Consider the following 22,565-nt stretch of genomic DNA (forward strand, 5'->3'; position numbering starts at 1 on the left):
CTGGGTTTATTTGCACGTTGGCCTAAAAGATTGCCTAATATAGTGAAATCTGAAATGAATACTGAAGAAAAAGTGGACAACCCACTTAAACAACAATTACGAAGTGTCATTTTTGGTACTGAAACAGCACAAGGTAAACGTTTCGATATTATTTTGATGATATGCATTGTGTTGAGCGTGCTGTTGATTTTTATTGACACGATTGAGCATATTAATGAGCAATATGGACAGTTAATTAGTATCGCTGAATGGAGCTTTACGGTATTGTTTACCGTTGAGTACATATTACGATTATATTGCTCACTTAATCGGTTACATTATGCCCGCAGTTTTTTTGGGATTGTCGATTTAGTGTCAATTTTACCCAGCTACCTAGGCTTGATCTTTCCTGGGGCTAACGTGGCTTTAGCGCTTCGCGTGTTGCGCTTGTTTCGTGTGTTTAGGGTGTTAAAGCTGTTGCGATACCTTAGCGATGGCCATTTGTTATTAAAAGCCATGGTGCAGTCTAGCCGTAAAGTGTTTATGTTTTTCTTTTCGGTCAGCTTAATCATTATGGTGTTAAGTGTGATTATGTATGTGATAGAAGGGCCTAATAACGGTTTTACCTCAATCCCTAAATCCATGTATTGGACTGTGGTTACCATTACTACTGTTGGTTATGGTGATATTACTCCACAAACGCCGTTAGGTCAGGGCATTGCGGCATTAACCATGTTGATTGGTTATTCAATTATTGCTATTCCAACAGGGATTTTAACTGCTGAGATTTCACATGAAATGGTGCGAACACGCGATTTACGTAAATGCAGTAATTGTGGCAAAAAAGGCCATGATAACGATGCTGATTATTGTAACCATTGCGGCAGTGAGTTAGAAAAACTCTGACCTATTTTACTACCTAATTGTATATCAGCCCGCTGTTCATCACCCAGCGTTATATCAACCAGATTGGTTTTGCTGGGTGTTTTTTAAAGGATAAGCATGACCACTGCCAAATTTGTTGAAGGGCCTATTTTACGTCACATATTGGTGATGAGTTCGACCGCAGCTGTCGGCATTTCGGCGTTATTTGTTGTTGATTTACTCGATATTTTCTTTTTAAGTTTATTGGGTGAAGTTGAATTGGCTGCGGCTGCGGGATATGCCAGTACTATCTCATTTTTTACTACCTCTATTGGGATTGGGCTGTCGATTGCATTAGGGGCTTTAGTGTCTAAGGCGGTAGGCGCAAAAAATATCAAACTTGCTAAACGATTGTTTTTAAATAGTGCAATAGTGACTTTGTTAACGAGCGTGCTGGTGGCCATTGTGGTGTTTAGTTTTATTCCTGAGTTACTGGCGTTGGTAGGTGCGACAGGGCGCACAGCCGAGCTAGCACAAAGTTATTTAACCATATTGATCCCGTCTTTACCCTTTATATGTTTAGCAATGGCATTAGGCGGAGCTCTTCGTGCTGTTGGCGATGCAAAATTATCTATGATGTCGACACTGGCTGGTGGCGGCGTCAATGCGGTATTAGATCCTATTTTTATTTTTTCATTGTCTATGGGAATAGAAGGTGCCGCTGCGGCATCGGTATTGGCCCGTATTGCCGTGTTTGTTATTTCGGCCCGTGGTGTGGTGGTTAAGCATAAGTTGATGGGCCGATTTTCTTATGTGGAATTTAAACAAGATTTAGGGGTGATTTTTTCAATTGCAGCGCCAGCGATGTTAACTAACGTGGCAACACCGATTGGTAATGCTGTAGTCACCCGCGCCATTGCAGACTTTGGTGACAGTTATGTGGCTGGTTGGGCTGTGTTAGGTCGACTGATCCCGGTTTCTTTTGGGATGATTTTTGCCCTCTCGGGTGCGATAGGCCCAATTGTTGGGCAAAACTTTGGCGCAAATGAGTTTGAGCGTGTGCGCTTAAGTTTAACCAAAGCGGTTCAATTTTGTGTGGTGTATGTCTTAGCCATGTCGTTGATCCTGTTTTTGCTGCGGGATGTGATTGTAAGTAGTTTTGATATGAAAGGTGATGCAGCAGAGTTAATCGTGTTTTTCTGTCAGTATATTGCGGTGTTCTTTATTTTTTCAGGGATTTTATTTATTGCTAATGCCTCATTTAATAATTTAGGTAAAGCCAAGTATTCAACCTTGTTTAACGTGGGTAAAGCCACCATTGGCACTATACCATTTGTGTATTTTGGTGCCCAATGGGGCGGTGTTTACGGAGTGCTTATAGGTCAGGTTATTGGCGCGATTATTTTTGGTGTTGTCGGCATACTGTTTGCCTATCGACTCGTTGATAGCATCAGTCAACAAAGTGGTGTGTCGGCAGATGCTAACAAACAGCTGTTAGCCGAAGATGCGATAAATATTGATATGGTCGCAGCGCCTTTACCCACTTCAGGGCGAACCCAAATGGGTCAGCTAGATGAAGCACCATTGTGTGAGCAAATAGGACAACAGGGTGACGCTCAAGATAAAAAACCTTACACCAATCATGATAAATAACAGATCACAGATTGCGTTGGCAAAATCGCTTAGAATAAGGCAGAAATCGCAGCGAGCCCTTTGTTCAAGCTAGTAAGAATGGTCACATTCTTGCCAAGCATTAAAAAGCCCCTATGACGATTGTCATAGGGGCTTTTTAGTGCGTGTAATAAACGGCTTATTCTTTGTTTGTTTCGGGCGTATCAACAACGGTTTCAGCCGGTACGTCGGCTTCGTTATTGGCAGCGGCTTGTTCTGCTGCTGCAGCCAACGCGATTTTTTCACGCTCGGCCTTTGAAATATAACGCTCAACAGGTTTAGTACTTGGGTTTGATGGCACAACTTTATTTTTACGCGCTTTAGCACGTTTGGCCATCTTTTTGATCATCTCTTGCTTTCTATTCATCAGATTTCTTACTGTGTAAACGACAAACTATTCATATCATTGCAGAAGATAAATGGCTTATCAAAACGTGAAGCCGCTGGTCTAACGGCCATCGGCGACTTCACGAGAAAAGTGGAGGGCAATTTTAGCCTAATTGCTACGGAGTATACAGCAGTTTATCAAAAAGAGTTTGGTTGACACTTTAGTGCTAAGCAATGGTGATAACACGTTGTGATGTTATAGACCGAACTTTTTAATGTCTTCTTCAGTGGCGCCGTCGTTACATTCACCTATTACTTCAGCTCGATCCATTTCCACATAACGATTCAGTTCTATAAAGCCGGCTTTACAATAGCCGCTCATTTCAATGGTTTTTTGTAAGCCTAAATCCACTTGTTGATGCCAAAGTTCTAACCGTTCTTCAGCATTGCGTTGTTCTATTAAGTAACTTTGTAAGTCTTGCTTGCGGCGATTGACTCTTTGGTCATGAGGTTGATCGTTTGGTAAGGGACGATCTGTAGCCGTGGCCAATTTTGCTTTATAAGTAAATAACTTTATGCCGTCGCCTTTAATTTGTGTACTGAAGGTATCACGAAACTGTCCGGCAAATTCCATAGGATCGGGTGGGCTTGAACTGCATGCACTCAACAACACCACGCTACATATCAGCAAACTATTTTTAAACACAGATAAACCCCTAAAGCAAAATAATGGTGTAAATCATAACCTAAGCGGTTAGAAGGATGATAGCCCACAGCAAGGTAAATTAACTTAAAGATGTTTTTGAGTACAATTAATAAGCCGCAACAAGTGCGGCTTATTATCAATGCGTAATGGAACTAAGCAAAGCGTTCATTTAGGTAGTTGTTAATGGCTTTTGATTCGTATAACCATTGTGTCTGACCGTCTTGTTCTATGCGTAAACAAGGGACTTGTAATTTACCACCTTCAGTGGTTAATAAGGCTTTATTTTGTGCTTGTTTGGCATCAATAAGTTGGATGTTTAAATTTTGACGACGCATTTCACGACGTACTTTTACACAAAAAGGACAAGCAGCATATTGGTATAGGGCTAGTGATTGCGTTTGTTGATCTATCACAGCTTGCTGCTCTTGTGGGCGTTGACGTTTTTTAGGTGCAAATACAACATTTAATAACAAAATAATTCGGCCTAAAATCCAGCGAACAATAAACATACTTATCCTCAATAAAATGATGGTTAACCCGTTACATTTTAGATAACGGGCCAATAAAAAATTAGCCGCAGTCTACTCGAAGTTAGCTCTGGATAATAGGGCCTAACTACTTTGCTTGTAACTCTAACATGGCAACCGATGCATTTTGATGAGTGTTTATTCGGCTTTCTAGCACAAATACTTTACTAGCATCAACTTGGCCTTGTTCGACTAAATAAGCCTTAACTGCACTGGCACGAGCCTGTGCAAGCAAACCGAGATCATCGGCGCTAACGGGCTGATTATTTTTTAACAGATTGTACAAGCTGATATGTAAGCGGGTTGTGAGTTCTTCTTGGTTGAGTTCTGGCGATTCTGTTAGTAATTGCTGCTTTATATCACTGGGTAATTGCCCTAACTCTTGTTCGGCCAATAGATAAAGCGCATTGGTTAATGGCCCTGTTGTAGGGAATTGGCTGGCGGACAAATGTGTGGGCAAAGCGCGCAGCTTTATTGCGGCTGCTTTTGCCAGTTTTTTATGAAATTTTCGCTCTGCTAGTGCAGGTTTATCATTGGCGACATCAACGCTGCCTTTGATATTGAGTGTTAACAATGGTCGTTCAATTAAAGCACTGGCGAGTGTGTCTAAGGTTAACTGTTGTTGATGTTCAATAAGACTGGCGCCATCTGTAAAGCTGACTTTATCGATAACGTCTTCACTGCCCACAAGACCTGCAATAAATGAAAAGGGCGACGTCACCACTTTTGTGATGACATTGCCTAAGGCATTAATGATGACACTGCCAAAACTAAAGCTGGGTGAGTTAATGTCGCCAGCCACATCAACGCCTAAGTCGATTACACCATGGCGGTCTTGCAGTAATGCCACGGCAAGGCTTATTGGTAAGCTGGTGGCTTCTTCGCTATTGCTGCGTTTTCCTAGCTTGAGCTGGTCAATCACGAGGTGATTAGTTCCGACTAACACGCTGTCTTTTAATTTGTAGTTTAAATCTAATGACAGTTGACCTTTGTCGATGTAATAACCCGCATAGGTGCCTGAATAAGGATTGACTGACGTGAGTTCGACTTTTTTAAAGTTGAGATTTAAGTCCAAGTAGGGTTGTTCTAACAGAGGATTTACATCGCCTTTTAATGTAACGGGTGCATATTTATCAATTTTACCTGCTAAATCCACTGATGCCGTGGTTTGTGGGTTAGAAGATAAATTGATGATGTCGCCATTGAGTAACTCAATGCCTGATGCAAAGTTTGGTGTGAGTGAGTTATCTGCAAAAAAGGCTGAACTGTCTTTAAAACCAATGCGATTAATGTTGAGCTGCATTTCAGGGGATTCATCTTGCGATTTTGCCGTCTCTTGTGTTGCTGCACTGGCTAATTGTGGCTCGGTTTTTTGGGCATTTAGTGTTTCTGGGGCTGGGTTATTGTCATGTATTAACTGGCTGATATTGGTGCTTCGATCTGCTGCGATAATCAAACGGCTAAATAGGCTGTCGAAATTTATCTCATCAATATCAATTTTTGCTTGCTTACGGTCATATGAAAGTTGGTTTATGTCCATGGTTTCCCAATTCAATAAAGGCTGTTTTAAGACATTATCTTTAATATCAAGTTGCGATATTTGGGCTTTGCCTTGATAAACTAACCTGTCGTTAGCATCAGCACTTAGGCTACCTTGGGTTGAAAATATGCCATCTTCAATGGTGACATTAATGTAAGGGTCAATGTAAGGCTGCAAGCGAGTTAACGACATATTATTAAAGTCGATTTCGGCGTTAATGCTTTGAGCTTGTACGTCAACCTGTCCACTTGAACTTAATTGGCTTTGTTCATTAATCACAGTAGATAATTGATATTCAATAGGGCTTGAAAAATCAGACACCAATTTACCCGTGCTGAGATTGATGGGGCCGAGTTGCCAAATGATAATGTTGTCGCTGGCAATGCCTTCGCCCAATGTGACTTGGTACTGGCCTAGAGTGAGTTTATTTAAGGTAACTAGCCATGGCTGGTTTTGTTCACCAGATTGTGTTGCTTGTGTTGCTTGTGTTGCTTGTTCAGTCTGTTCAACGTCAGCGATTTTTTCATCGGCTTTGGCGGTGTTTTCTTGCGCTAAGCTTTGGTCATCACTGCTCACTAACTCGGTGTTTTTAGGAAGCAATAAGGCGGCTAAATCAGCACCTGTAGGCGTAATGTTAAGGTTTATTTTACCTTTTTTTGTGTACAGTTCATCAATGGTAACGTGTTGGTTTAGCACGTTGATATTGATGTTGTTTAATGCGAGTTCGTCAATGGCTATCTTTTCATCTTGTTGATGTAGCGCTTTTATATTGTCAATAATAATGCGACCCCGGCTAATTGAAATCTCACTGATTGGCGCAAGGTCTTTATTTTGCAGTGCAATACTGTAGTGGCCATTAATGCTTAGTTTCCCTTGGGCTAAATTAATGGCAAACAATTGGTCTATAAATGACCAGTAACGAGATAAGTCAATGTTAGCAACATTAATGTCGCCTTTTAGCATTAAAGGTGACAATTGCAATTGACCTTGCACCGTTAAGCCGCCTTTGTATTGGTCTTCAATGCCGATCTTAAACTGATTGACTGAGTTTTGCTGGTTGTCTATTGCGGCAAGGATGCTGTCGAATTGGCTCAGTGTAAAGTGAATACTAGGGTAGCTTATAAGGGTGTCTGTCACTTTATCATCTAGGGTAAATGTTCCTTGTCTTATCTCAATGTTTGCCATACGCATGGATAGCATGTCTGTGGTTTGCGCCTGCGGCTCATCTTGTTGTGGACTACTTTTGCTGGCAATTCTTGCGATGATGTCACTAAAATTAAAGACATCATGCTGCTTAACTTGACTACGGGTTATACGTATTTGGGGCTGGTCTAGTACCGCATCTTCTAACACAAGGCCGAATAGGCTAAGTGATTGCCACACTTGTAAATTAGCGTATAAACGCTCAAAGCTAACAAACGCCGTGTCGTCATTGGCTTCGTTGATGGTAAAACCGCTCAGCGTGATCTCTGTGGTGAAAGGATTAATCCGGATGTCTTGTACTGTGACGTGACGACCAAGCATTTCACTTAATTGTTGCGGCAATTGTTGTTTTGCTATCGCAGGAATGATGCCACCTAAAACGATGCACCACAGTAGATAGGCACTGACGAGCCAAAATAGCCATTTTTGATAGGATGGACGACGTTTAAAGGCAGTGATTGTTTGGCTAAAAATGCTTGTCATAGGAGATTTTCTTGATTAATGCAGGGTCACAGCTAGACATAGTAACAAATAAATCTTTATACGAGGGATAATTTTGTTGCAGAAACAGAATAATTTACTTTGATCTTTTTTGATGCTAGATTGTTAATTATAAAAAATAAGTTTATGTAATTAATAGGTTTTATTTATGCGTGTTGGCAGGTGTTCTACATTCGATGAGTGTATACACTGAGTCAAAGCAACGCTGGTGAATTTGATCGTTAGTTATATCAACACAATAATAACCGCTAAATTCAAGGATGATAAATGCAAATTCGTCTCGCATCCAGTATAGACCTCGAACCGCTGAGTAATCTGTTTGATTTATATCGTCAGCAACTTAATCAAGCGCCTGATTTTTCTGCTTGTCGAGCTTTTTTAAATCATCGCTTAGCTGAAAACGACACCATGATATTTGTGTGTATCAAAGATGATAAAATGCTCGGTTTTACTCAATTATACCCTTCATTTTCTTCATTACTATTGGCCCCTGTTTGGTACTTAGAGGATGTTTTTGTGTTACCTGACTATCAATATGAAGACGTGGCCAATCAAATGTATCAAAAAGCTGAGTTGTTGGCACAAAGTACAGGCGTACTGTTAATTAATCGTGTTGAACAGCAAGAGGAGTCTGAACTGGTTGCTAGAGCGCAAGATCTTGCTTAATCATTAGTGCCAAACAAGCTATAAACCTCAGCTTATTTTCGATAAAATAACTGAGGTTTTTTTGTGTCCTCTGGCGAGCCGCTAAAAGAGGCAAAATAATGTTAAGGAACAGAGATTGAACAAGAGTGTTGCAACAAATTTAATCGCCGCCATATTTGTTTTGGTGGGTTATGGCCTAGAACAGCAAATAGTATTAACCATAGGATTATTTGCATTATCTGGCGCAATCACAAACTGGTTAGCGATTCATATGCTGTTTGAAAAAGTCCCTGGGTTATATGGTTCAGGTGTCGTACCATCGCGTTTTGAGGAGTTTAAAGCCGGTATTCATCATTTAATGATGCAACAGTTCTTTACCCAAGAAAACATTGATCGCTTTTTAACAAGTAGCAGTGCCAGTCATATCGATTTAACGCCTGTGATTGAGAAAATTGATTTAGCACCTTCTTTTGATGCATTGGTATTAACTATCGAAAAGTCTTCTTTTGGTGGCATGCTGGCGATGTTTGGTGGTACAGAAGCCTTGATCCCTCTAAAAGAGCCTTTTATTGAAAAAATGAAACAATCTTTAGTTGAATTAGCGCAAAGCGATCAATTTAACGCTATTTTAGTTAATGAGCTTGAACAACCCAACGTGATTGCCGATATGCAAGCAAAGGTGGCTAATATTGTTGAGCAGCGCTTAAATGAGTTAACACCAGAGTTAGTTAAGCAGATTGTTCAAGATATGATTAAGACACACTTAGGGTGGTTAGTTGTGTGGGGTGGGGTATTTGGTGGATTGATCGGTGCCGTTGCTGCGCTAGTGCAGTAAGTCGACGATACATATTACTATAGCGATGAGTTTGCCAACTGGTTATTACCCTAGGATTAACGCAGATTAATAGAGGAAGTGATGGCACAGCACAACAGTATTAATTATCTCGAAATTCCAGTAAATAATGTGCTGGCCACTAAAGCGTTTTTTAAGCAAGTTTTTGGGTGGGATTTTCAAGATTATGGCCCTGATTACACTTGCTTTTTGAATGTAGGCATCGATGGTGGTTTTTACCAATCACCTCTCTCATTTACGCTGGCCAATGGCTGCCCGTTGATTGTGTTGTATAGCCAGGACTTAGAGGCCACTCAAGCAGCGGTTATTGATGCGGGTGGTTTAATTAGTCGTGATACTTTTCGTTTTCCTGGCGGCAGGCGTTTTCATTTCACAGATATTAATGGTAACGAATATGCGGTCTGGTCACAGTAATCGTTCACTGGTTGAAACCCCTTGTGTTAGGCAATGCTGCCTAGACAGTAATGATGTGTGTTTAGGCTGTCATCGCTCATTAGATGAGATTTTGGCGTGGCATTCGATGAACGATCAACAAAAAGTCGCGTTGATAGAAATACTACAACAACGCGCAATAGCCTGTAAAAATCGTTAATCTCACCGTGTGACTTACTTTGCCGATGCTGTTTGAGGCTCTATATCGGTTTTAAATAAGCTAAACCCGCGGGCTTGATAGTTTTGCAATGCACTTGGGTGATCTAAAGAACAGGTATGCACCCAAACACGACGTGTGTGAGGTAACGCCCATGCGTGTTCGATAGCCTGTGTGAGTAAATAGCCGCCAAAGCCTTGACCAATAAAGCGCTCGCCAAGACCAAAATACATTATCTCAACGTTGCCGCCTTCTTGTTGTTGTAATTCAAAATAGCCAGCTGGAGCCCCCTCTAAATAAGCCACATACAAATGTAAATTGTCTGCTTCACTGTAGGCTTGCCATTGGCTGTCTGACCAGCTCAATTTGTCTGTCCATTGCCATGCAGCGCCCACAAACTGGTATAGAAAACGGTTAAATTGGAATTGTTTAATATTAACCTTGACCAGTGACAAGCCTTGATGTGTATTTTTAGGCATTAACTGTGTTGGTGACGTCATTTCTAAATTAAATATGCTTATGTTTTTCATTGAGTTTTATAGCCATTGAGTGTTAATGAATAATAGTGATTATTACGTTATATTTTTGATTGGTGCTACAGGTGTCTTTAACTATTTTGGTAAATATTAATCTAATCAACAACGCAAGTATTCGTTTTAGACTGAAAAATAAATCAATCTTGCTCTATTGTGAGATTTCATGGGTTAGGATAAAGTCTTCGCGTCTTTAACTGGCCATTTTTATTGAGGTTTATATGTTCGAATGGATTGCAGATCCACAAGCATGGGTTGCGTTAATCACCCTCATAGGATTAGAGATTGTATTAGGTATCGATAACATTATTTTTATCTCGATAGTGGTTTCAAAATTACCAGTTTCTGAAAGAGATAAAGCGAGAAAAATTGGTATAGGCTTAGCCATGTTTGCAAGATTGGCATTGCTATTGAGCTTATACTGGATAATGGGGTTGGTTGAACCTATTTTTACAATTTTAGAGCAAGCAATTTCTGGAAGAGATTTGATTTTGATTTTTGGCGGTCTATTTTTGCTGGCTAAGTCAACTCATGAAATCCACAGTAGTTTTGAAGTTCCTGAAGATAGCCAGCGAGATATTGTCTCTGTTGGGTTTTACTCTGTGCTGATCCAAATTGCTGTACTCGATATTGTGTTTTCTTTGGACTCTGTGATTACTGCGGTAGGGTTAGTGAGTAATATTTCTATCATGATTATCGCAATCATTATTTCGGTGATTGTGATGTTATTTGCATCTAAACCTATCAGTGATTTTGTTGACAGTAATCCAACCATCAAAATGCTTGCCTTATCTTTTTTATTGATGATTGGTTTTACACTGGTTGCAGAGGGCTTAGATTTTCATGTGCCTAAAGGGTACATTTATTTTGCTATGGCCTTTTCACTCGTTGTTGAGCTTATTAATATCAAACTTAAAAAGAGTAAAGATTCAGGCACTATCATATTGAATAAAAAGATGAACGATAAAGAGGTTGATTGATTTTAGTTATTTTCTTTGTTGAAGTGTTTGTTTAGAGCGTATTTATCTTTGTCGATTATTTGATCACGAACGATAAACACGCATAGAGTTAAAAACTGCTACAGATTATCTTGATGATGATTGTAGCAGTTTTTGTTATTTCAAATCAGTAGCAATTAATACGCGCTGGCATGTACGTTTTTAACGGCACGGCCAGATGGGTCGTTAATACCTTGTAAGCTTGCATCCCACAATAGTGCTTCTGGAGTTGAGCAGGCCACTGTTTTGCCACCGGGTACGGTTTCAGCCGCACTGGCGAGTGGGAAGAACTCTTCAAAGAAGCTGCGGTAGAAGTAGGCTTCTTTTGACTCTGGTGTGTTATATGGGAAACGGAATTTTGCGTTAGCAAATTGCACGTCATCTACGTTGGCTGCTGCGTGAGCTTTTAAGCCATCAATCCATGAGTAACCCACACCATCACTGAATTGCTCTTTTTGACGCCATACCACTTCTTTCGGTAATTTATGTTCAAACGCTTGGCGTAAAATGTGTTTTTCGATACGCCCATCTTTTGACATCTTAGCTTCTGGGTTTACACGCATTGCAACGTCAATAAACTCTTTATCTAAGAAAGGTACACGTGCTTCAAGTCCCCATGCGGCCATGGCTTTGTTAGCACGTAAGCAGTCAAATAAATGCAGTTTGTCTAATTTACGTACCAGTTCTTCGTGGAATGCTTGAGCGTTTGGAGCCTTATGGAAGTACAAGTAACCACCAAATAATTCATCAGCACCTTCACCTGATAACACCATTTTTATGCCCATGGCTTTAATTTTACGCGCCATTAAGTACATAGGCGTAGCGGCACGGATTGTTGTGACATCGTAAGTTTCGAGGTGATAAATCACTTCTTTAATGGCATCTAGACCTTCTTGGAAGGTATACACAATCGGGTGATGAATGGTGCCAATGGCATCAGCTACTTTTTGTGCGGCAACTAAATCTGGTGATTCAGCTAAACCCACTGCAAATGAGTGAAGTTGTGGCCACCATGCGCCCGTTTCGCCATCGTTTTCGATGCGGTGTTTAGCAAATGTTTGGGTAATAGCTGACACCACAGATGAGTCTAATCCGCCAGACAATAATACGCCGTAAGGTACATCTGACATTAGCTGACGTTTAACTGCGGCTTCAAGTGCATCACGTAATTCTTCTACACTGGCTGGGTTGTCTTTAACTGCGTCAAAGTCTTTCCAATCGCGCTGGTAGTAGTGAGTTGGTTTACCATCTGCTGAGTAGAGGTACTGACCAGGTAAAAACTCTGCTACGGTTTTACACACTGGCATCAGTGCTTTCATTTCTGAGGCAACATAAAAGTTACCTGATGAGTCAAAGCCTGTGTATAGCGGGATAATACCAATATGATCACGGCCAATTAGGTAAGTGCCTTTAGCTTTGTCGTATAACACAAAGGCAAAGATGCCGTTGAGTTTGTCTAAAAAGTCACAGCCGTACTCTTGATAAAGCGATAAAATCACTTCGCAATCTGAGTTAGTTTGATATTGGTATTTGTCACCTAACTGTGCTTTAAGCTGCTTATGGTTGTAGATTTCTCCGTTAACCGCTAATACAAGGTTGCCGTCGAGGCTGATGAGTGGCTGTGCGCCGTGGTCTACGTCAACAATGGCAAGACGTTCATGGGCTAAAATTGCTTTGTCGTCAGCATAAATACCAGACCAGTCTGGACCGCGATGACGCAGTAATTTTGACATTTCTAAAGCAACTTGACGTAGTTGGCTTGCATCAGTTTTGATATCTAAAATTGAAAATATTGAACACATAATACGGCTCCAGCAGCGTTGGCTAATCTTTATCTGTTTGCTACTTTGCCAGCATTTTTGTTAATAGCCAAGTAAGTTTTTTGAGATAACATCATAAATATGGCTATTTTAATGATTTAATCTCTTTTTGTTTTGGCTTTGATTGTTAAATGTATTGTAAAACGTCATTATTGTTGTTGGATCGATAATTTTATTGAAAAAATTGCCAGTATATTCAGGATTTATCAATTGCATCTTAAAAAATGCTCAATTGCACAGAACAAGTGCGTTTGCGGATTTTTTAAGCAACTTGATGGTTATAAAAGATTTAATAACCTTAAATAACCTCAGCTCTGGATAACAAACGCCTTTCAAGCAGTCCTTTGCCTTCCTCACTGCGTTGAATTAACTTGCAATAGGCTAGCTATTGACGCGTTAATTCGCCTTGTTAGCAAAACAAATCACAAGCTTGACAGTGGATTTTAGTCAATCTATTGATTTATATCGTTATCAATACATCTCTTATCCAGAGTTGAGGTTAAATAGGCAAATAATTTGTTAATAATTTGTTAATGATTTGTTGGTGCACATATTTTGTGCATTCATTTGGGCTGTAATGGGTCACAACCTGGTCTCTTTAAAACCCATATTGAGCGATAAAAAAAAGCCCATCACATGATGATGGGCAAATCCTTGGGTGGGAAGGAATAATAAACAGCAATAGGGTTAATCAGCGGGCCTTAGCGGATAAAACTCTGATCCAGCATAATAGCCTGGCCAATCTTGGTTATTACCTAATGCATGAGCCGCTTGGTAATACACGCCTAAATCTTGCAGTGCACCAGATAAGTCCCAATCTTCACGATAGTGATCGCACACATTGTGGTAACAGCCTTTCATTTGTTCAGTCATTGCCGCTTTGTATTGTGCTGTCTTTTCGTCAAGAGGTTGGGCGCCGCCACCTGCAAATACCGCAGGCACGCCAAGCTTTGCAAAGCTGAAATGATCTGAGCGAAAAAAGCCGCCAGATGCAGGGTTGCTTTCGCCTGTTGTCACACGGTTTTGTGTGGCTGCAGCTTGTTCTAAATAAACTTCTAGTTCCGACTGGCCTTTGCCAACTATGGTGTAATCTTTGGTTTTTCCATACACATTGGTACTGTCTAGATTAAACACTGCAACGGTTTTGTTGATGGGATAAATAGGATTAGCAGCATAATAGCGCGAGCCTAATAAGCCTTGTTCTTCGCCTGTTGTGGCGATAAACGTCAGCGAACGTTTTAAACCATGTTCTGCTTTGGCTTGTTTAGCAAATTGACGAGCGATTTCTAATATTCCGGCGGTTCCTGAAGCATTGTCTAAGGCGCCATTGTAAATGTTGTCGCCTTCTTTGCTGTCATCAACGCCGATATGGTCCCAGTGTGCAGTAAATACAATATGCTCATCAGCCTGGCTGCTACCTGGCAACGTCGCCACGACATTGTAACTGTCGACATAGTCAGCTTTGTTGGTAAATGCTATTGAAGCGGTTTGGGCTAAATCGACATTTAATGCACTGTCGGCAGCGCGATCCATTAATCCGCTCAGTGATAAGCCGGCTTTGTCAAATAAACGTTTGGCGCTGTCTAAGGTTATCCAACCTTCGACTTGTACCCGAGCATCTTGTTCAGCCTTGGCGAGCACTAAATCTTGTTGAGGGCCGGTCCAGCTGTTTTCAACCACTGACCATGGGTAAGAGGCGGGTTTGGTGTCGTGGATTATAATGGCGCCAAGGGCTCCTTGACGGCTTGCCTCTTCAAATTTGTAACTCCAGCGACCGTAATAAGTCATGGCGTTGCCATTAAATTTTTTATCATTGGGGTGCGCAAAACCGGGGTCGTTAACCAATATGACGGCTATTTTGCCTTTTATATCGACACCTTGATAATCGTTCCATTGGTATTCTGGTGCGTTGATACCGTAGCCGACAAACACCAAGGGAGCCTCTTTAATACTCACTTGTTGATTATCGTGACGACTGCTGAGCACAATATCCTGTCGATATTGCATATCAATACCCGCTAAATTAACACTTTGTTGCTCACTTGCGGTATAGCTCACCATAGGCACAGCTTGCAAGTAACTGCCATTGACAGCGCCAATTAGGCCCATTTCGTTAAAGGCTGCTGACAGGTAATCGAGTGTGAGTTTTTCACCTTGAGTGGTGGGTGCTCGGCCTTCAAATTTGTCTGAAGACAAGGTGGTAATGTCGGCTCTAAAGCGTTGCTCATCAAAGCTGACTTGAGCGCTTTTATCTGGTGTTTGTGGTGCTGTTGTTGTCTCACCTACATTGCATGCACTGAGCAGCGCTACGGCGCAAAAAGGAAACAGTTGTTTCATGCTCTATCCTGAATATTATTTTTATTTTTCGGACCAGCATAATGGATCAAGCCAGCGCGCTATGACAAGGGCTCTGGCTTGATAATGTGTTACCTAATGTAAATGTAATGGCAAATGAGGTGTTTACACTACGTCAATGTCGCCAGCACAGGCAAACACATGGTTAGGTCTAAATGGCTCTTTTTCGATGTCGCTCATTTGGCTCACGCCACTGGTGACTAAGATGGTTTCAAGACCAGCTTGGAAACCAGCCAAAATATCGGTACGCATATTGTCGCCAATAATCACGGTGTTTTCAGAGTGGCCTTGAATGTGGTTTAACGCCGAGCGAATAATCCATGAGCTTGGCTTACCTACGTAAAATGGCATTTTACCTGTTATGCGCTCAATGGATGCACATAATGCGCCACAGGCAGGGCTAAATGCCGGGCCGTGGGTATCTGGGTTGGTGGCAATAAAGCGCGCGCCGCCCGCAACAAAACGTGATGCCTTGTGGATCATGTCCCAATTGTATGAGCGAGTTTCGCCTACAATGACAAAATCTGGGTTAATGTCAGTGATGGTGAAGCCTGCGTTGTATAATTCGTGGGTGAGGGCGCCTTCACCAATCACAAAGGCTTTGGTGCCGGTTTGGTGTTTAAGAAAATCTGCTGTGGCCATGGCCGAAGTGTAAAAGCAGGTTTCGGGTACATTGATGCCCGCTGCGCCCAAACGGTTTTGTAAGTCTTTACCGGTTTGCACAGGATAATTGGTGAGGATAACCAGCGGATTGCCTTGTTCTAGTACGCGATGAATAAACTTGTCGCTTCCTGGAATGAGTTTGTTGTCGTGCAGCAGTACACCATCAATATCACATATAATATTTTTCATTGTGTCATTTCTTCCTTCAAATACAACCTGCCTACATCTAAAGCTAATTTAGGCCAGAAAACAACGATTAAATACTGAAATTATAAAGATAATCAGGCTTGTTTTACCTGTTGATTAAGTATTAATTAAAATTTCCATATAGCATATTGAAATAATTATAAAATTACTAACAAGTAAGTGGATGAGGGCAGAGTGAAATGGCTGTGGTTAAAAACCAAATCGGCACATTGCATTCACATATCGACGACATTAAAGCTACTCAAAAAGAGATGAATGGTAAGCTTGATGAGCTTTTACAGCGTAAATAAAAAAGGCCAGTAACTTTAACCAAAATCTTTTAGCTTTTCTTTGATTTCAGTTTCTAAATCCTTAAAGAAATCCACTTCCATGTCGTGCTCCGATTACTGTGTAAAATACTATTAGAAGCATTCTATCGCGTTAGCACTTTTTGGCAAGAAGTAGGGGAGGTAACTAGCTGTTTTAAAATGAGGTTTGTGATGTAGTGCGAGAGGTATTACTATAAGTGCAGATTGTATTAGACCGCTGTAATTGTAAACCCTGCCTTGTATAGCTCGTGGGTGAGAATAACCAGCAGATTACCCAGGGTGAGATCGCGAACGTTTTTTAAACAAAATACGCTATCGATTAAATCTTATTTGACCTAATACAGCGTTCGTGATCTTATACTCTCTTTTCAGGAGTATAAGCATGTATATCGAAGCCTTCACAAGCCACTTTAGTAACATCATCGACCAGCGCCAAACGGCCAAGGTGACATATCCTTTAGAGGATATCTTATTTGTGAGCTTATGTGCCGTCATCGCAGGCGCTGAGGGTTGGGCAGATATACATTGTTATGCTGATGGTCATCTAGCGTGGTTTCAAAAGCACGGTTACTTAAAGGAAGGTGTACCTGCTGATGATACGATTGCTCGAATTATTTCTCGTATTGACCCAGATGAGTTTAGTGCATGTTTCATGCAATGGATGCAAGCCGTCCATAGTGCAAGTGATGGCCAACTTATTGCGATAGATGGAAAAACGTTAAAGCGTTCTTATCATCGTAATGACCGTTTATCAACGATACACATGGTCAACGCATTTGCTTGCGAAAATAAGTTAGTGCTGGGTCAGTTAAAGACCAGTGACAAATCTAACGAAATCACCGCCATTCCTGATTTGCTGCAACTCTTAGATATAAGAGAAAAACTTGTTTCCATCGATGCAATGGGATGTCAGAAGTCAATCGCCGCACAAATAGTTAAGCAAGATGGTGATTATCTACTTGCTGTAAAATCGAATCAAAAATCATTGCATGACGCGATAATGTCGGCTTTTTCCTCAGTCCGCCAAGCCCCTTTATCACCGCTAGCTATCGAGAACAAACACGGTAGAGTTGAAGCGCGAGCTTATCATGTACTTAGTGCAAATGAGCTTGAAGGTGACTTTAGTGAATGGCAGGGTTTACGTTCAATTGGCATGGCGATGAGCTATAGACATTGCAATGGTAAGGGGGCATTAACCTATCGATATTATATAAGTTCGGCAGAATTACCAGAGCAGAAATTTGCAGATGCAGTGCGCTTTCACTGGTTTATCGAAAACAGTTTACACTGGGTTTTGGATGCTTCAATGGGTGAAGACCATTGCCAGATTTATCAAAATCATGCAGCAGAGAATTGGTCATTATTACGCAAACTATCGTTAAATATGCTCCGCTCAGAATCATCTAAGGGAAGTATCCCGATGAAACAAAAACGAGCATGGATGAAACCTGAGTATTTAGAAGAAGTGTTAAGGGCAGGATTTACCAGTTTGCTTGAAATTTAATCACTCATGCGGTCGCCCTGGCAGATTACCTTGCTCTAAGATGCGGTGAATAAATTTATAACTACCTCAAAACAACTTGTTGTCGTGCAGTAATGTACCATCGATATTGTATATAATATTTCATCAGAGTTAGCCTCCTTAATCGTATTCACGAAAAATTCAAAGAGTATTTCAATCTAAAATAACACAAATTACTCAAATCCCATTTATATGTTGATCAGGCTAAAGTATGATGATGTTATAAATTTGTGAGGGATTATAAGTTTTAAGGATTTTTGACTGTCTTTTTCGATTCATTATTTTTGCAAATAAGATATAGCGCATATAAATGGATCGTGCTCAATGACAGCCAAGATACCGAGCGTTATTCTATAAAAAGAATCTTACTTATAATGGTGCCTCAACGATGTTTGATTTATCGATAAAAAAAATGCTCCAAATTACAATTACTCTGTCCTTATTGGCTTTAGTGATTTTGATTTCGGTCAGTAATATTCAACAATCCCATATTTATGAAGGCGTAAAGAACGAAGAAGCACAGGTTAATGCTATTTTCGCACTTAAAGACACGCGTTATTTTGTAGTGCAAATTCAACAGTTTTTAACCGATGTTGGCGCTACCAAAAGCGACGAAGCCAAAGCTGAAGCATTAGACAGCCTAAATAGTGCGCTAGAAAACCTTGATTTATTGATTGCTGTTGCGCCAGATGTCAGTCAAAGAGCGCAAGAGATTAAACGCAAAGTAAATGATTTGCATGCCTCTGGCGTTAACATGGCTGATGCTTATTTGACTCAAGGTACTGAGGCCGGTAATCACCTTATGAAAGGTGCGGGTGGTTTTGATGAAGTGTCATCTAACCTTGCTGATGATTTAGATTTACTGGCAGCTGAAATTGATGGCAAGTTTGATGCCGCAGTTGAAGAGACCTTGTTAGCAACAGAATCTGCCGCGAGCGTACAATTGTGGGGAAATATCGGCCTGGGTGTGTTTCTGACCATTATTTTATTGATGCTCTACCGCAAGATTGTTAATCCATTGAGAATATTAGATGATTCGATGCGTAATATCGCCTCGGGTGCGAAAGATTTAACGGTCAAACTTGATGATTTTGGTAATACTGAAATTGCTAAAGTCGCGCGTAGCTTTAACTTGTTTGTACGCCAAATACGCGAGTTAATTATTGATTTTAATGATAACAGCCAGCAATTAGGCGCTGCGAGTGTGCAATTAACCTCGTCAAGCAATGAAACCTTAGGCGGAATGCAGCGTCTACAAAGTGAAACAGAACAAGTGGCTACAGCAATGAATCAAATGCAAGCCACAGTGATTGAAGTGGCTAACAATGCTGAATTAGCAGCGCAAGCGGCTAAAGACTCAGATACTCAAGCGGTGCAGGGCGATAAAGTGGTCCAGCTTACCATTACCTCAATTGAGGAGTTAGCCAATGGTGTTGAGCACGCTGCAACGGCATTGCATCAGCTTGAAAAAGATACCGATAATATTGGCAGTATATTAGAGGTAATCCGCAGTATTTCTGACCAAACAAATTTATTAGCTCTAAACGCAGCAATAGAAGCTGCCCGCGCTGGTGAACATGGTCGCGGCTTTGCGGTTGTGGCGGATGAGGTTCGAACGTTATCCAAGCGTACTCAAGATTCGACTAATCAAATTCAACAAATGATTGGCCAATTACAAAATGGTGTTAAAGATGCTGTGACGGTTATGGACGCAAGTCGCCAGCAAGCATTTAAAAGCACAGAACAAGCTGCACAAGCGGGTGAGGCGCTCAGTAAAATCACTCAATCGGTTGCCACAATATCGAATATGGCAACTCAAATTGCAACCGCTGCAGAAGAACAAACCGCTGTGACCGATGAGATTAATCGTAATATTGTCAATATCAGTGACGAAGCTGGATTAACGGCATCGAACGCGCAGCAATCTTACAGTGCCAGCATACAAGTTGATGGATTGTCACAGCAATTACGGGGACAAATTGCTCAATTTAAAACGGATTAATTTGCATACCTAAAACAAAAATGCCTGTTATCACTAACAGGCATTTTTTATTGGATTAATATCGATGACTTGGTATTAACATTCAACGATATTAACGGCCAAACCACCTTTGGCGGTTTCCTTGTATTTGCTGCGCATGTCTTTGCCTGTGTCCATCATGGTTTTGATGACTTTGTCTAACGACACTTTGTGGTTACCGTCGCCGCGCAGTGCCATGCGTGAGGCATTAATGGCTTTTACCGCGCCCATTGCATTGCGTTCAATGCAAGGAACTTGTACAAGGCCGCCAACAGGATCGCAGGTTAACCCCAGATTATGTTCCATTCCAATTTCTGCAGCGTTTTCAACGTGCTCAACTGTGCCGCCCATAATTTCAGTTAAGGCACCTGCAGCCATTGAGCATGCAACACCAACTTCGCCCTGACAACCGACTTCGGCGCCAGAAATAGAGGCATTTTTCTTATATAAAATACCAATAGCAGCTGCGGTAAGCAGATAACGGCTACAAACATCAATATCGACTTCTTGGACAAACATGTCGTAATAGCACAATACCGCAGGAATAATGCCCGCTGCGCCGTTTGTTGGTGCGGTAACAACCCGATCGCCAGCGGCATTTTGCTCGTTAACCGATAATGCAAATAAATCGACCCAATCCATTGCGGTTAATGGGTCAGTGTTATTACGTCCTTCGGCTTTTAAGCGACGATAAAGTGCAGGGGCTCGACGACGTAATTTTAACCCACCAGGTAAAATGCCTTCTTTTTGATAACCCCGTTCAACGCAGTTTTTCATGGTTTGCCAAATTTTCCATAAACCTTGTTTGATTTCATCTTCACTGGCAATACTGAGTTCATTTGACATCATCAACGATGAAATGCTTAAGCCGTTATCGCAGCACAATTGTAGTAATTGTGATGCGCTGTTGAAATCATAGGGCGCTTGCTCTATTGGGGTTGCGGGTGATGCATTACGTTGGGTGATTTCGTCTTCATCTAAAATAAAACCACCACCTACTGAATAATAGGTGCGCTGATAAATGCATTCGCCATTAGATAAGGCGTACAGTGTCATGGCGTTTGCATGTGCAGGCAAGGTTTTACGGCGGTGATAAGTAATGCCTTCTTCACGGGTAAATTTGACTAAACGCCCGTCTGCTAGGGTTAATTGTTGGGTTTTAGAAACAGTGTCTAAAATCTCATCAATACTGTCGGTGTCGACAGACTCAGGATCTTCACCCATTAACCCCAAAATAACGGCTTTACCTGTGCCGTGGCCTTTGCCTGTTTGGCCTAAAGATCCAAATAATTCGGCTTGTAATTCATCGGTTTTATCCAATAAATTATTGTCTGCAACATGTTGAATAAAAATTTTGCCGGCCTTCATTGGGCCCACTGTATGTGAGCTTGAAGGACCAATACCAATTTTGAACATGTCAAATACGCTAATCATTTTGTGTAACCCTTGCTGAGTCGTTTATTGTTTTCGTTATTAGTGAGTATAATCGTCCTGTATGATCTTGGCCGTTTATCTCTATTGTTGGCAGAGTATCCCACAGTTTGATGCAGCATAGTTCATTAGATTTTTTTATGCATAATTTTCACATTAGCTTGTCTTATCTTGCTCAATATTTAAAAGTTTTTATGGGCAACAAAGTGTATTAGGGGAACAGTTTGAGCTATTTAATGATGGATTTAGCCGGATTAACAGTATCTGAGCTAGAAGCCGAGCAGCTACGCCACCCTAAAGTGGGTGGTATTATTTTATTTAGTCGCAATTTTGAAAATAAAAATCAGTTAATTGAATTGGTTAAGCAGATCCGCAGCATTCGGTCTGAATTATTAGTTGCCGTTGACCACGAAGGTGGTCGAGTGCAGCGGTTTCGTGATGGCTTTAGTGCCATTCCGGCCATGGGCGATATTTTACCTGCGGCAAACATGGATTTAACATTAGCAAAACAATGGGCGAAAGAGTGTGGCTTTTTAATGGCAATAGAGCTTTTGGCTTGCGACATTGATTTAAGTTTTGCACCTGTTTTAGACGTAAATGGCATAAGTGAAGTGATTGGCACTCGCAGTTTTAGCCCTGAGCCTGAGGTTGTCAGTGTATTAGCTGAACAGTTTATTGTTGGAATGAATGACGCAGGTATGGCTGCTGTGGGTAAGCACTTTCCTGGTCATGGTAGTGTTGCTGCCGACTCACACATTGCGATGCCTGTGGATCCTCGGCCAAAAGAAGTGGTAGAGGCCTTTGATATGCTGCCTTTTAAGCAATTAATTGCTCAACATCAATTGCAAGGTGTGATGCCTGCTCATGTGGTTTATTCTGCTATTGATCCTAACCCTGCTGGTTTTTCACCGTATTGGCTGCAAACGGTATTGCGTAACCAGTTAGCATTTAATGGGGTTATTTTTTCTGACGATTTAGGCATGAAAGGCGCAAGTTTTGCTGGTGATTATCTTGGTCGGGCTAAAGCGGCACTTGATGCCGGGTGTGACATGATTTTAGTGTGTAATGATCCGGTAGGGGTAAGCACGTTATTGACTGATTTTGTTTGGCCAGCTGATGAGCCATTACATACGGCATTAGCACTTAAAGGTAAGCCTGAGCAGGTGCACCGTGCCTTAGCACAGCAGGAGCGAATTCTCGCCGCTCAGCAGTTAGTTAACCTCTGCTCTAGATAATAAACGCCTTTCAAACAGCTCTTTAGCCTGCTAATAAATGACAAACTTGAAAGTGGTGATAGGTAAGG

Annotated in this window: 19 protein-coding genes; 10 read left to right on the plus strand and 9 right to left on the minus strand. The window is 41.2% G+C overall.

The window, feature by feature from the left end; genetic code table 11:
* Positions 1-54 precede the first annotated feature (54 nt).
* Both K8B83_RS11130 and K8B83_RS11135 read left to right on the plus strand, forming a co-directional pair.
* Positions 55-885: an ion transporter gene (locus K8B83_RS11130; RefSeq protein ID WP_188740799.1), complete on the plus strand. Its 831-nt coding sequence runs from the start codon at positions 55-57 to the stop codon at positions 883-885.
* Positions 886-981: 96 nt separating this feature from the next.
* On the plus strand, positions 982-2,496 hold the full coding sequence (locus K8B83_RS11135; protein ID WP_223417184.1) for an MATE family efflux transporter: 1,515 nt from the start codon (positions 982-984) through the stop codon (positions 2,494-2,496).
* A 157-nt stretch (positions 2,497-2,653) separates the two neighbouring features.
* On the opposite strand, the gene K8B83_RS11140 is transcribed toward K8B83_RS11135, so the two are convergent.
* The 4 genes from K8B83_RS11140 to K8B83_RS11155 form a co-directional block, all read right to left on the minus strand.
* A complete protein-coding gene (locus K8B83_RS11140; RefSeq protein ID WP_188740801.1) occupies positions 2,654-2,881 on the minus strand; it encodes a DUF2986 domain-containing protein in 228 nt (75 codons plus the stop codon).
* A gap of 216 nt (positions 2,882-3,097) precedes the next feature.
* Positions 3,098-3,547 carry a hypothetical protein gene (locus K8B83_RS11145; RefSeq protein WP_223417185.1) on the minus strand — a complete coding sequence of 150 codons (450 nt, stop codon included), beginning with the start codon at positions 3,545-3,547 and terminating at the stop codon, positions 3,098-3,100.
* A gap of 152 nt (positions 3,548-3,699) precedes the next feature.
* Complete coding sequence (locus K8B83_RS11150; RefSeq protein WP_188740803.1) at positions 3,700-4,056, minus strand: glutaredoxin family protein; 357 nt, start codon at positions 4,054-4,056, stop codon at positions 3,700-3,702.
* A 106-nt stretch (positions 4,057-4,162) separates the two neighbouring features.
* Positions 4,163-7,300, minus strand: coding sequence for a DUF748 domain-containing protein (locus tag K8B83_RS11155; protein ID WP_223417186.1), 3,138 nt, complete (start codon positions 7,298-7,300; stop codon positions 4,163-4,165).
* Between the two features lie 285 nt (positions 7,301-7,585).
* Between K8B83_RS11155 and K8B83_RS11160 the strand changes: the two genes are divergently transcribed.
* From K8B83_RS11160 to K8B83_RS11175, 4 genes are all read left to right on the plus strand, one after another.
* Positions 7,586-7,984 carry a GNAT family N-acetyltransferase gene (locus tag K8B83_RS11160; protein WP_188740805.1) on the plus strand — a complete coding sequence of 133 codons (399 nt, stop codon included), beginning with the start codon at positions 7,586-7,588 and terminating at the stop codon, positions 7,982-7,984.
* Between the two features lie 115 nt (positions 7,985-8,099).
* Positions 8,100-8,798, plus strand: coding sequence for a DUF445 domain-containing protein (locus tag K8B83_RS11165; RefSeq protein WP_188740806.1), 699 nt, complete (start codon positions 8,100-8,102; stop codon positions 8,796-8,798).
* A gap of 81 nt (positions 8,799-8,879) precedes the next feature.
* Positions 8,880-9,230, plus strand: coding sequence for a VOC family protein (locus K8B83_RS11170; protein WP_223417187.1), 351 nt, complete (start codon positions 8,880-8,882; stop codon positions 9,228-9,230).
* Positions 9,211-9,408 carry a DUF1289 domain-containing protein gene (locus K8B83_RS11175; RefSeq protein WP_188740808.1) on the plus strand — a complete coding sequence of 66 codons (198 nt, stop codon included), beginning with the start codon at positions 9,211-9,213 and terminating at the stop codon, positions 9,406-9,408. Before K8B83_RS11170 ends, K8B83_RS11175 begins: the two co-directional genes overlap by 20 nt.
* A 14-nt stretch (positions 9,409-9,422) precedes the next feature.
* On the opposite strand, the gene K8B83_RS11180 is transcribed toward K8B83_RS11175, so the two are convergent.
* On the minus strand, positions 9,423-9,935 hold the full coding sequence (locus K8B83_RS11180) for a GNAT family N-acetyltransferase (protein WP_188740809.1): 513 nt from the start codon (positions 9,933-9,935) through the stop codon (positions 9,423-9,425).
* 224 nt (positions 9,936-10,159) lie between these two features.
* Here K8B83_RS11180 and K8B83_RS11185 point away from each other — a divergent pair, with 224 nt between their 5' ends.
* The gene (locus K8B83_RS11185) at positions 10,160-10,918 is read left to right on the plus strand and encodes a TerC family protein (RefSeq protein ID WP_188740810.1); all 759 of its coding nucleotides are present in this window, start codon (positions 10,160-10,162) and stop codon (positions 10,916-10,918) included.
* Positions 10,919-11,073: 155 nt separating this feature from the next.
* Here K8B83_RS11185 and asnB read toward each other — a convergent pair whose 3' ends face one another.
* The 3 genes from asnB to K8B83_RS11200 form a co-directional block, all read right to left on the minus strand.
* Positions 11,074-12,738: an asparagine synthase B gene (gene asnB / locus K8B83_RS11190; RefSeq protein WP_188740811.1), complete on the minus strand. Its 1,665-nt coding sequence runs from the start codon at positions 12,736-12,738 to the stop codon at positions 11,074-11,076.
* Between the two features lie 705 nt (positions 12,739-13,443).
* Positions 13,444-15,093: a M28 family metallopeptidase gene (locus K8B83_RS11195; RefSeq protein WP_223417188.1), complete on the minus strand. Its 1,650-nt coding sequence runs from the start codon at positions 15,091-15,093 to the stop codon at positions 13,444-13,446.
* A gap of 123 nt (positions 15,094-15,216) precedes the next feature.
* Positions 15,217-15,963 (minus strand): HAD-IIA family hydrolase, encoded by a 747-nt coding sequence (locus K8B83_RS11200; RefSeq protein ID WP_188740813.1) that lies wholly within the window; start codon positions 15,961-15,963, stop codon positions 15,217-15,219.
* Positions 15,964-16,671: 708 nt separating this feature from the next.
* Between K8B83_RS11200 and K8B83_RS11205 the strand changes: the two genes are divergently transcribed.
* Positions 16,672-17,793 carry an ISAs1 family transposase gene (locus tag K8B83_RS11205; RefSeq protein ID WP_223417189.1) on the plus strand — a complete coding sequence of 374 codons (1,122 nt, stop codon included), beginning with the start codon at positions 16,672-16,674 and terminating at the stop codon, positions 17,791-17,793.
* Positions 17,794-18,223: 430 nt separating this feature from the next.
* Positions 18,224-19,813: a methyl-accepting chemotaxis protein gene (locus K8B83_RS11210; protein ID WP_223417190.1), complete on the plus strand. Its 1,590-nt coding sequence runs from the start codon at positions 18,224-18,226 to the stop codon at positions 19,811-19,813.
* A gap of 75 nt (positions 19,814-19,888) precedes the next feature.
* Here the strand turns inward: K8B83_RS11210 and K8B83_RS11215 are convergent, their stop codons facing one another.
* Positions 19,889-21,265: an L-serine ammonia-lyase gene (locus K8B83_RS11215; RefSeq protein WP_223417191.1), complete on the minus strand. Its 1,377-nt coding sequence runs from the start codon at positions 21,263-21,265 to the stop codon at positions 19,889-19,891.
* Positions 21,266-21,486: 221 nt separating this feature from the next.
* On the opposite strand from K8B83_RS11215, the gene nagZ reads away from it, so the two are divergent.
* Positions 21,487-22,497 carry a beta-N-acetylhexosaminidase gene (gene nagZ / locus K8B83_RS11220; protein ID WP_223417192.1) on the plus strand — a complete coding sequence of 337 codons (1,011 nt, stop codon included), beginning with the start codon at positions 21,487-21,489 and terminating at the stop codon, positions 22,495-22,497.
* Positions 22,498-22,565 lie beyond the last annotated feature (68 nt).

Source organism: Shewanella inventionis, from assembly GCF_019931735.1.
GTDB lineage: Bacteria > Pseudomonadota > Gammaproteobacteria > Enterobacterales > Shewanellaceae > Shewanella > Shewanella inventionis.

Coding starts and splice junctions, on each gene's coding strand:
- K8B83_RS11130 (WP_188740799.1), top strand. CDS start 55: ATGAATACTGAAGAAAAAGTGGACAACCCACTTAAACAACAATTACGA.
- K8B83_RS11135 (WP_223417184.1), top strand. CDS start 982: ATGACCACTGCCAAATTTGTTGAAGGGCCTATTTTACGTCACATATTG.
- K8B83_RS11140 (WP_188740801.1), bottom strand. CDS start 2,881: ATGAATAGAAAGCAAGAGATGATCAAAAAGATGGCCAAACGTGCTAAA.
- K8B83_RS11150 (WP_188740803.1), bottom strand. CDS start 4,056: ATGTTTATTGTTCGCTGGATTTTAGGCCGAATTATTTTGTTATTAAAT.
- K8B83_RS11155 (WP_223417186.1), bottom strand. CDS start 7,300: ATGACAAGCATTTTTAGCCAAACAATCACTGCCTTTAAACGTCGTCCA.
- K8B83_RS11160 (WP_188740805.1), top strand. CDS start 7,586: ATGCAAATTCGTCTCGCATCCAGTATAGACCTCGAACCGCTGAGTAAT.
- K8B83_RS11170 (WP_223417187.1), top strand. CDS start 8,880: ATGGCACAGCACAACAGTATTAATTATCTCGAAATTCCAGTAAATAAT.
- K8B83_RS11175 (WP_188740808.1), top strand. CDS start 9,211: ATGCGGTCTGGTCACAGTAATCGTTCACTGGTTGAAACCCCTTGTGTT.
- K8B83_RS11180 (WP_188740809.1), bottom strand. CDS start 9,935: ATGAAAAACATAAGCATATTTAATTTAGAAATGACGTCACCAACACAG.
- K8B83_RS11185 (WP_188740810.1), top strand. CDS start 10,160: ATGTTCGAATGGATTGCAGATCCACAAGCATGGGTTGCGTTAATCACC.
- asnB (WP_188740811.1), bottom strand. CDS start 12,738: ATGTGTTCAATATTTTCAATTTTAGATATCAAAACTGATGCAAGCCAA.
- K8B83_RS11195 (WP_223417188.1), bottom strand. CDS start 15,093: ATGAAACAACTGTTTCCTTTTTGCGCCGTAGCGCTGCTCAGTGCATGC.
- K8B83_RS11200 (WP_188740813.1), bottom strand. CDS start 15,963: ATGAAAAATATTATATGTGATATTGATGGTGTACTGCTGCACGACAAC.
- K8B83_RS11205 (WP_223417189.1), top strand. CDS start 16,672: ATGTATATCGAAGCCTTCACAAGCCACTTTAGTAACATCATCGACCAG.
- K8B83_RS11210 (WP_223417190.1), top strand. CDS start 18,224: ATGCTCCAAATTACAATTACTCTGTCCTTATTGGCTTTAGTGATTTTG.
- K8B83_RS11215 (WP_223417191.1), bottom strand. CDS start 21,265: ATGATTAGCGTATTTGACATGTTCAAAATTGGTATTGGTCCTTCAAGC.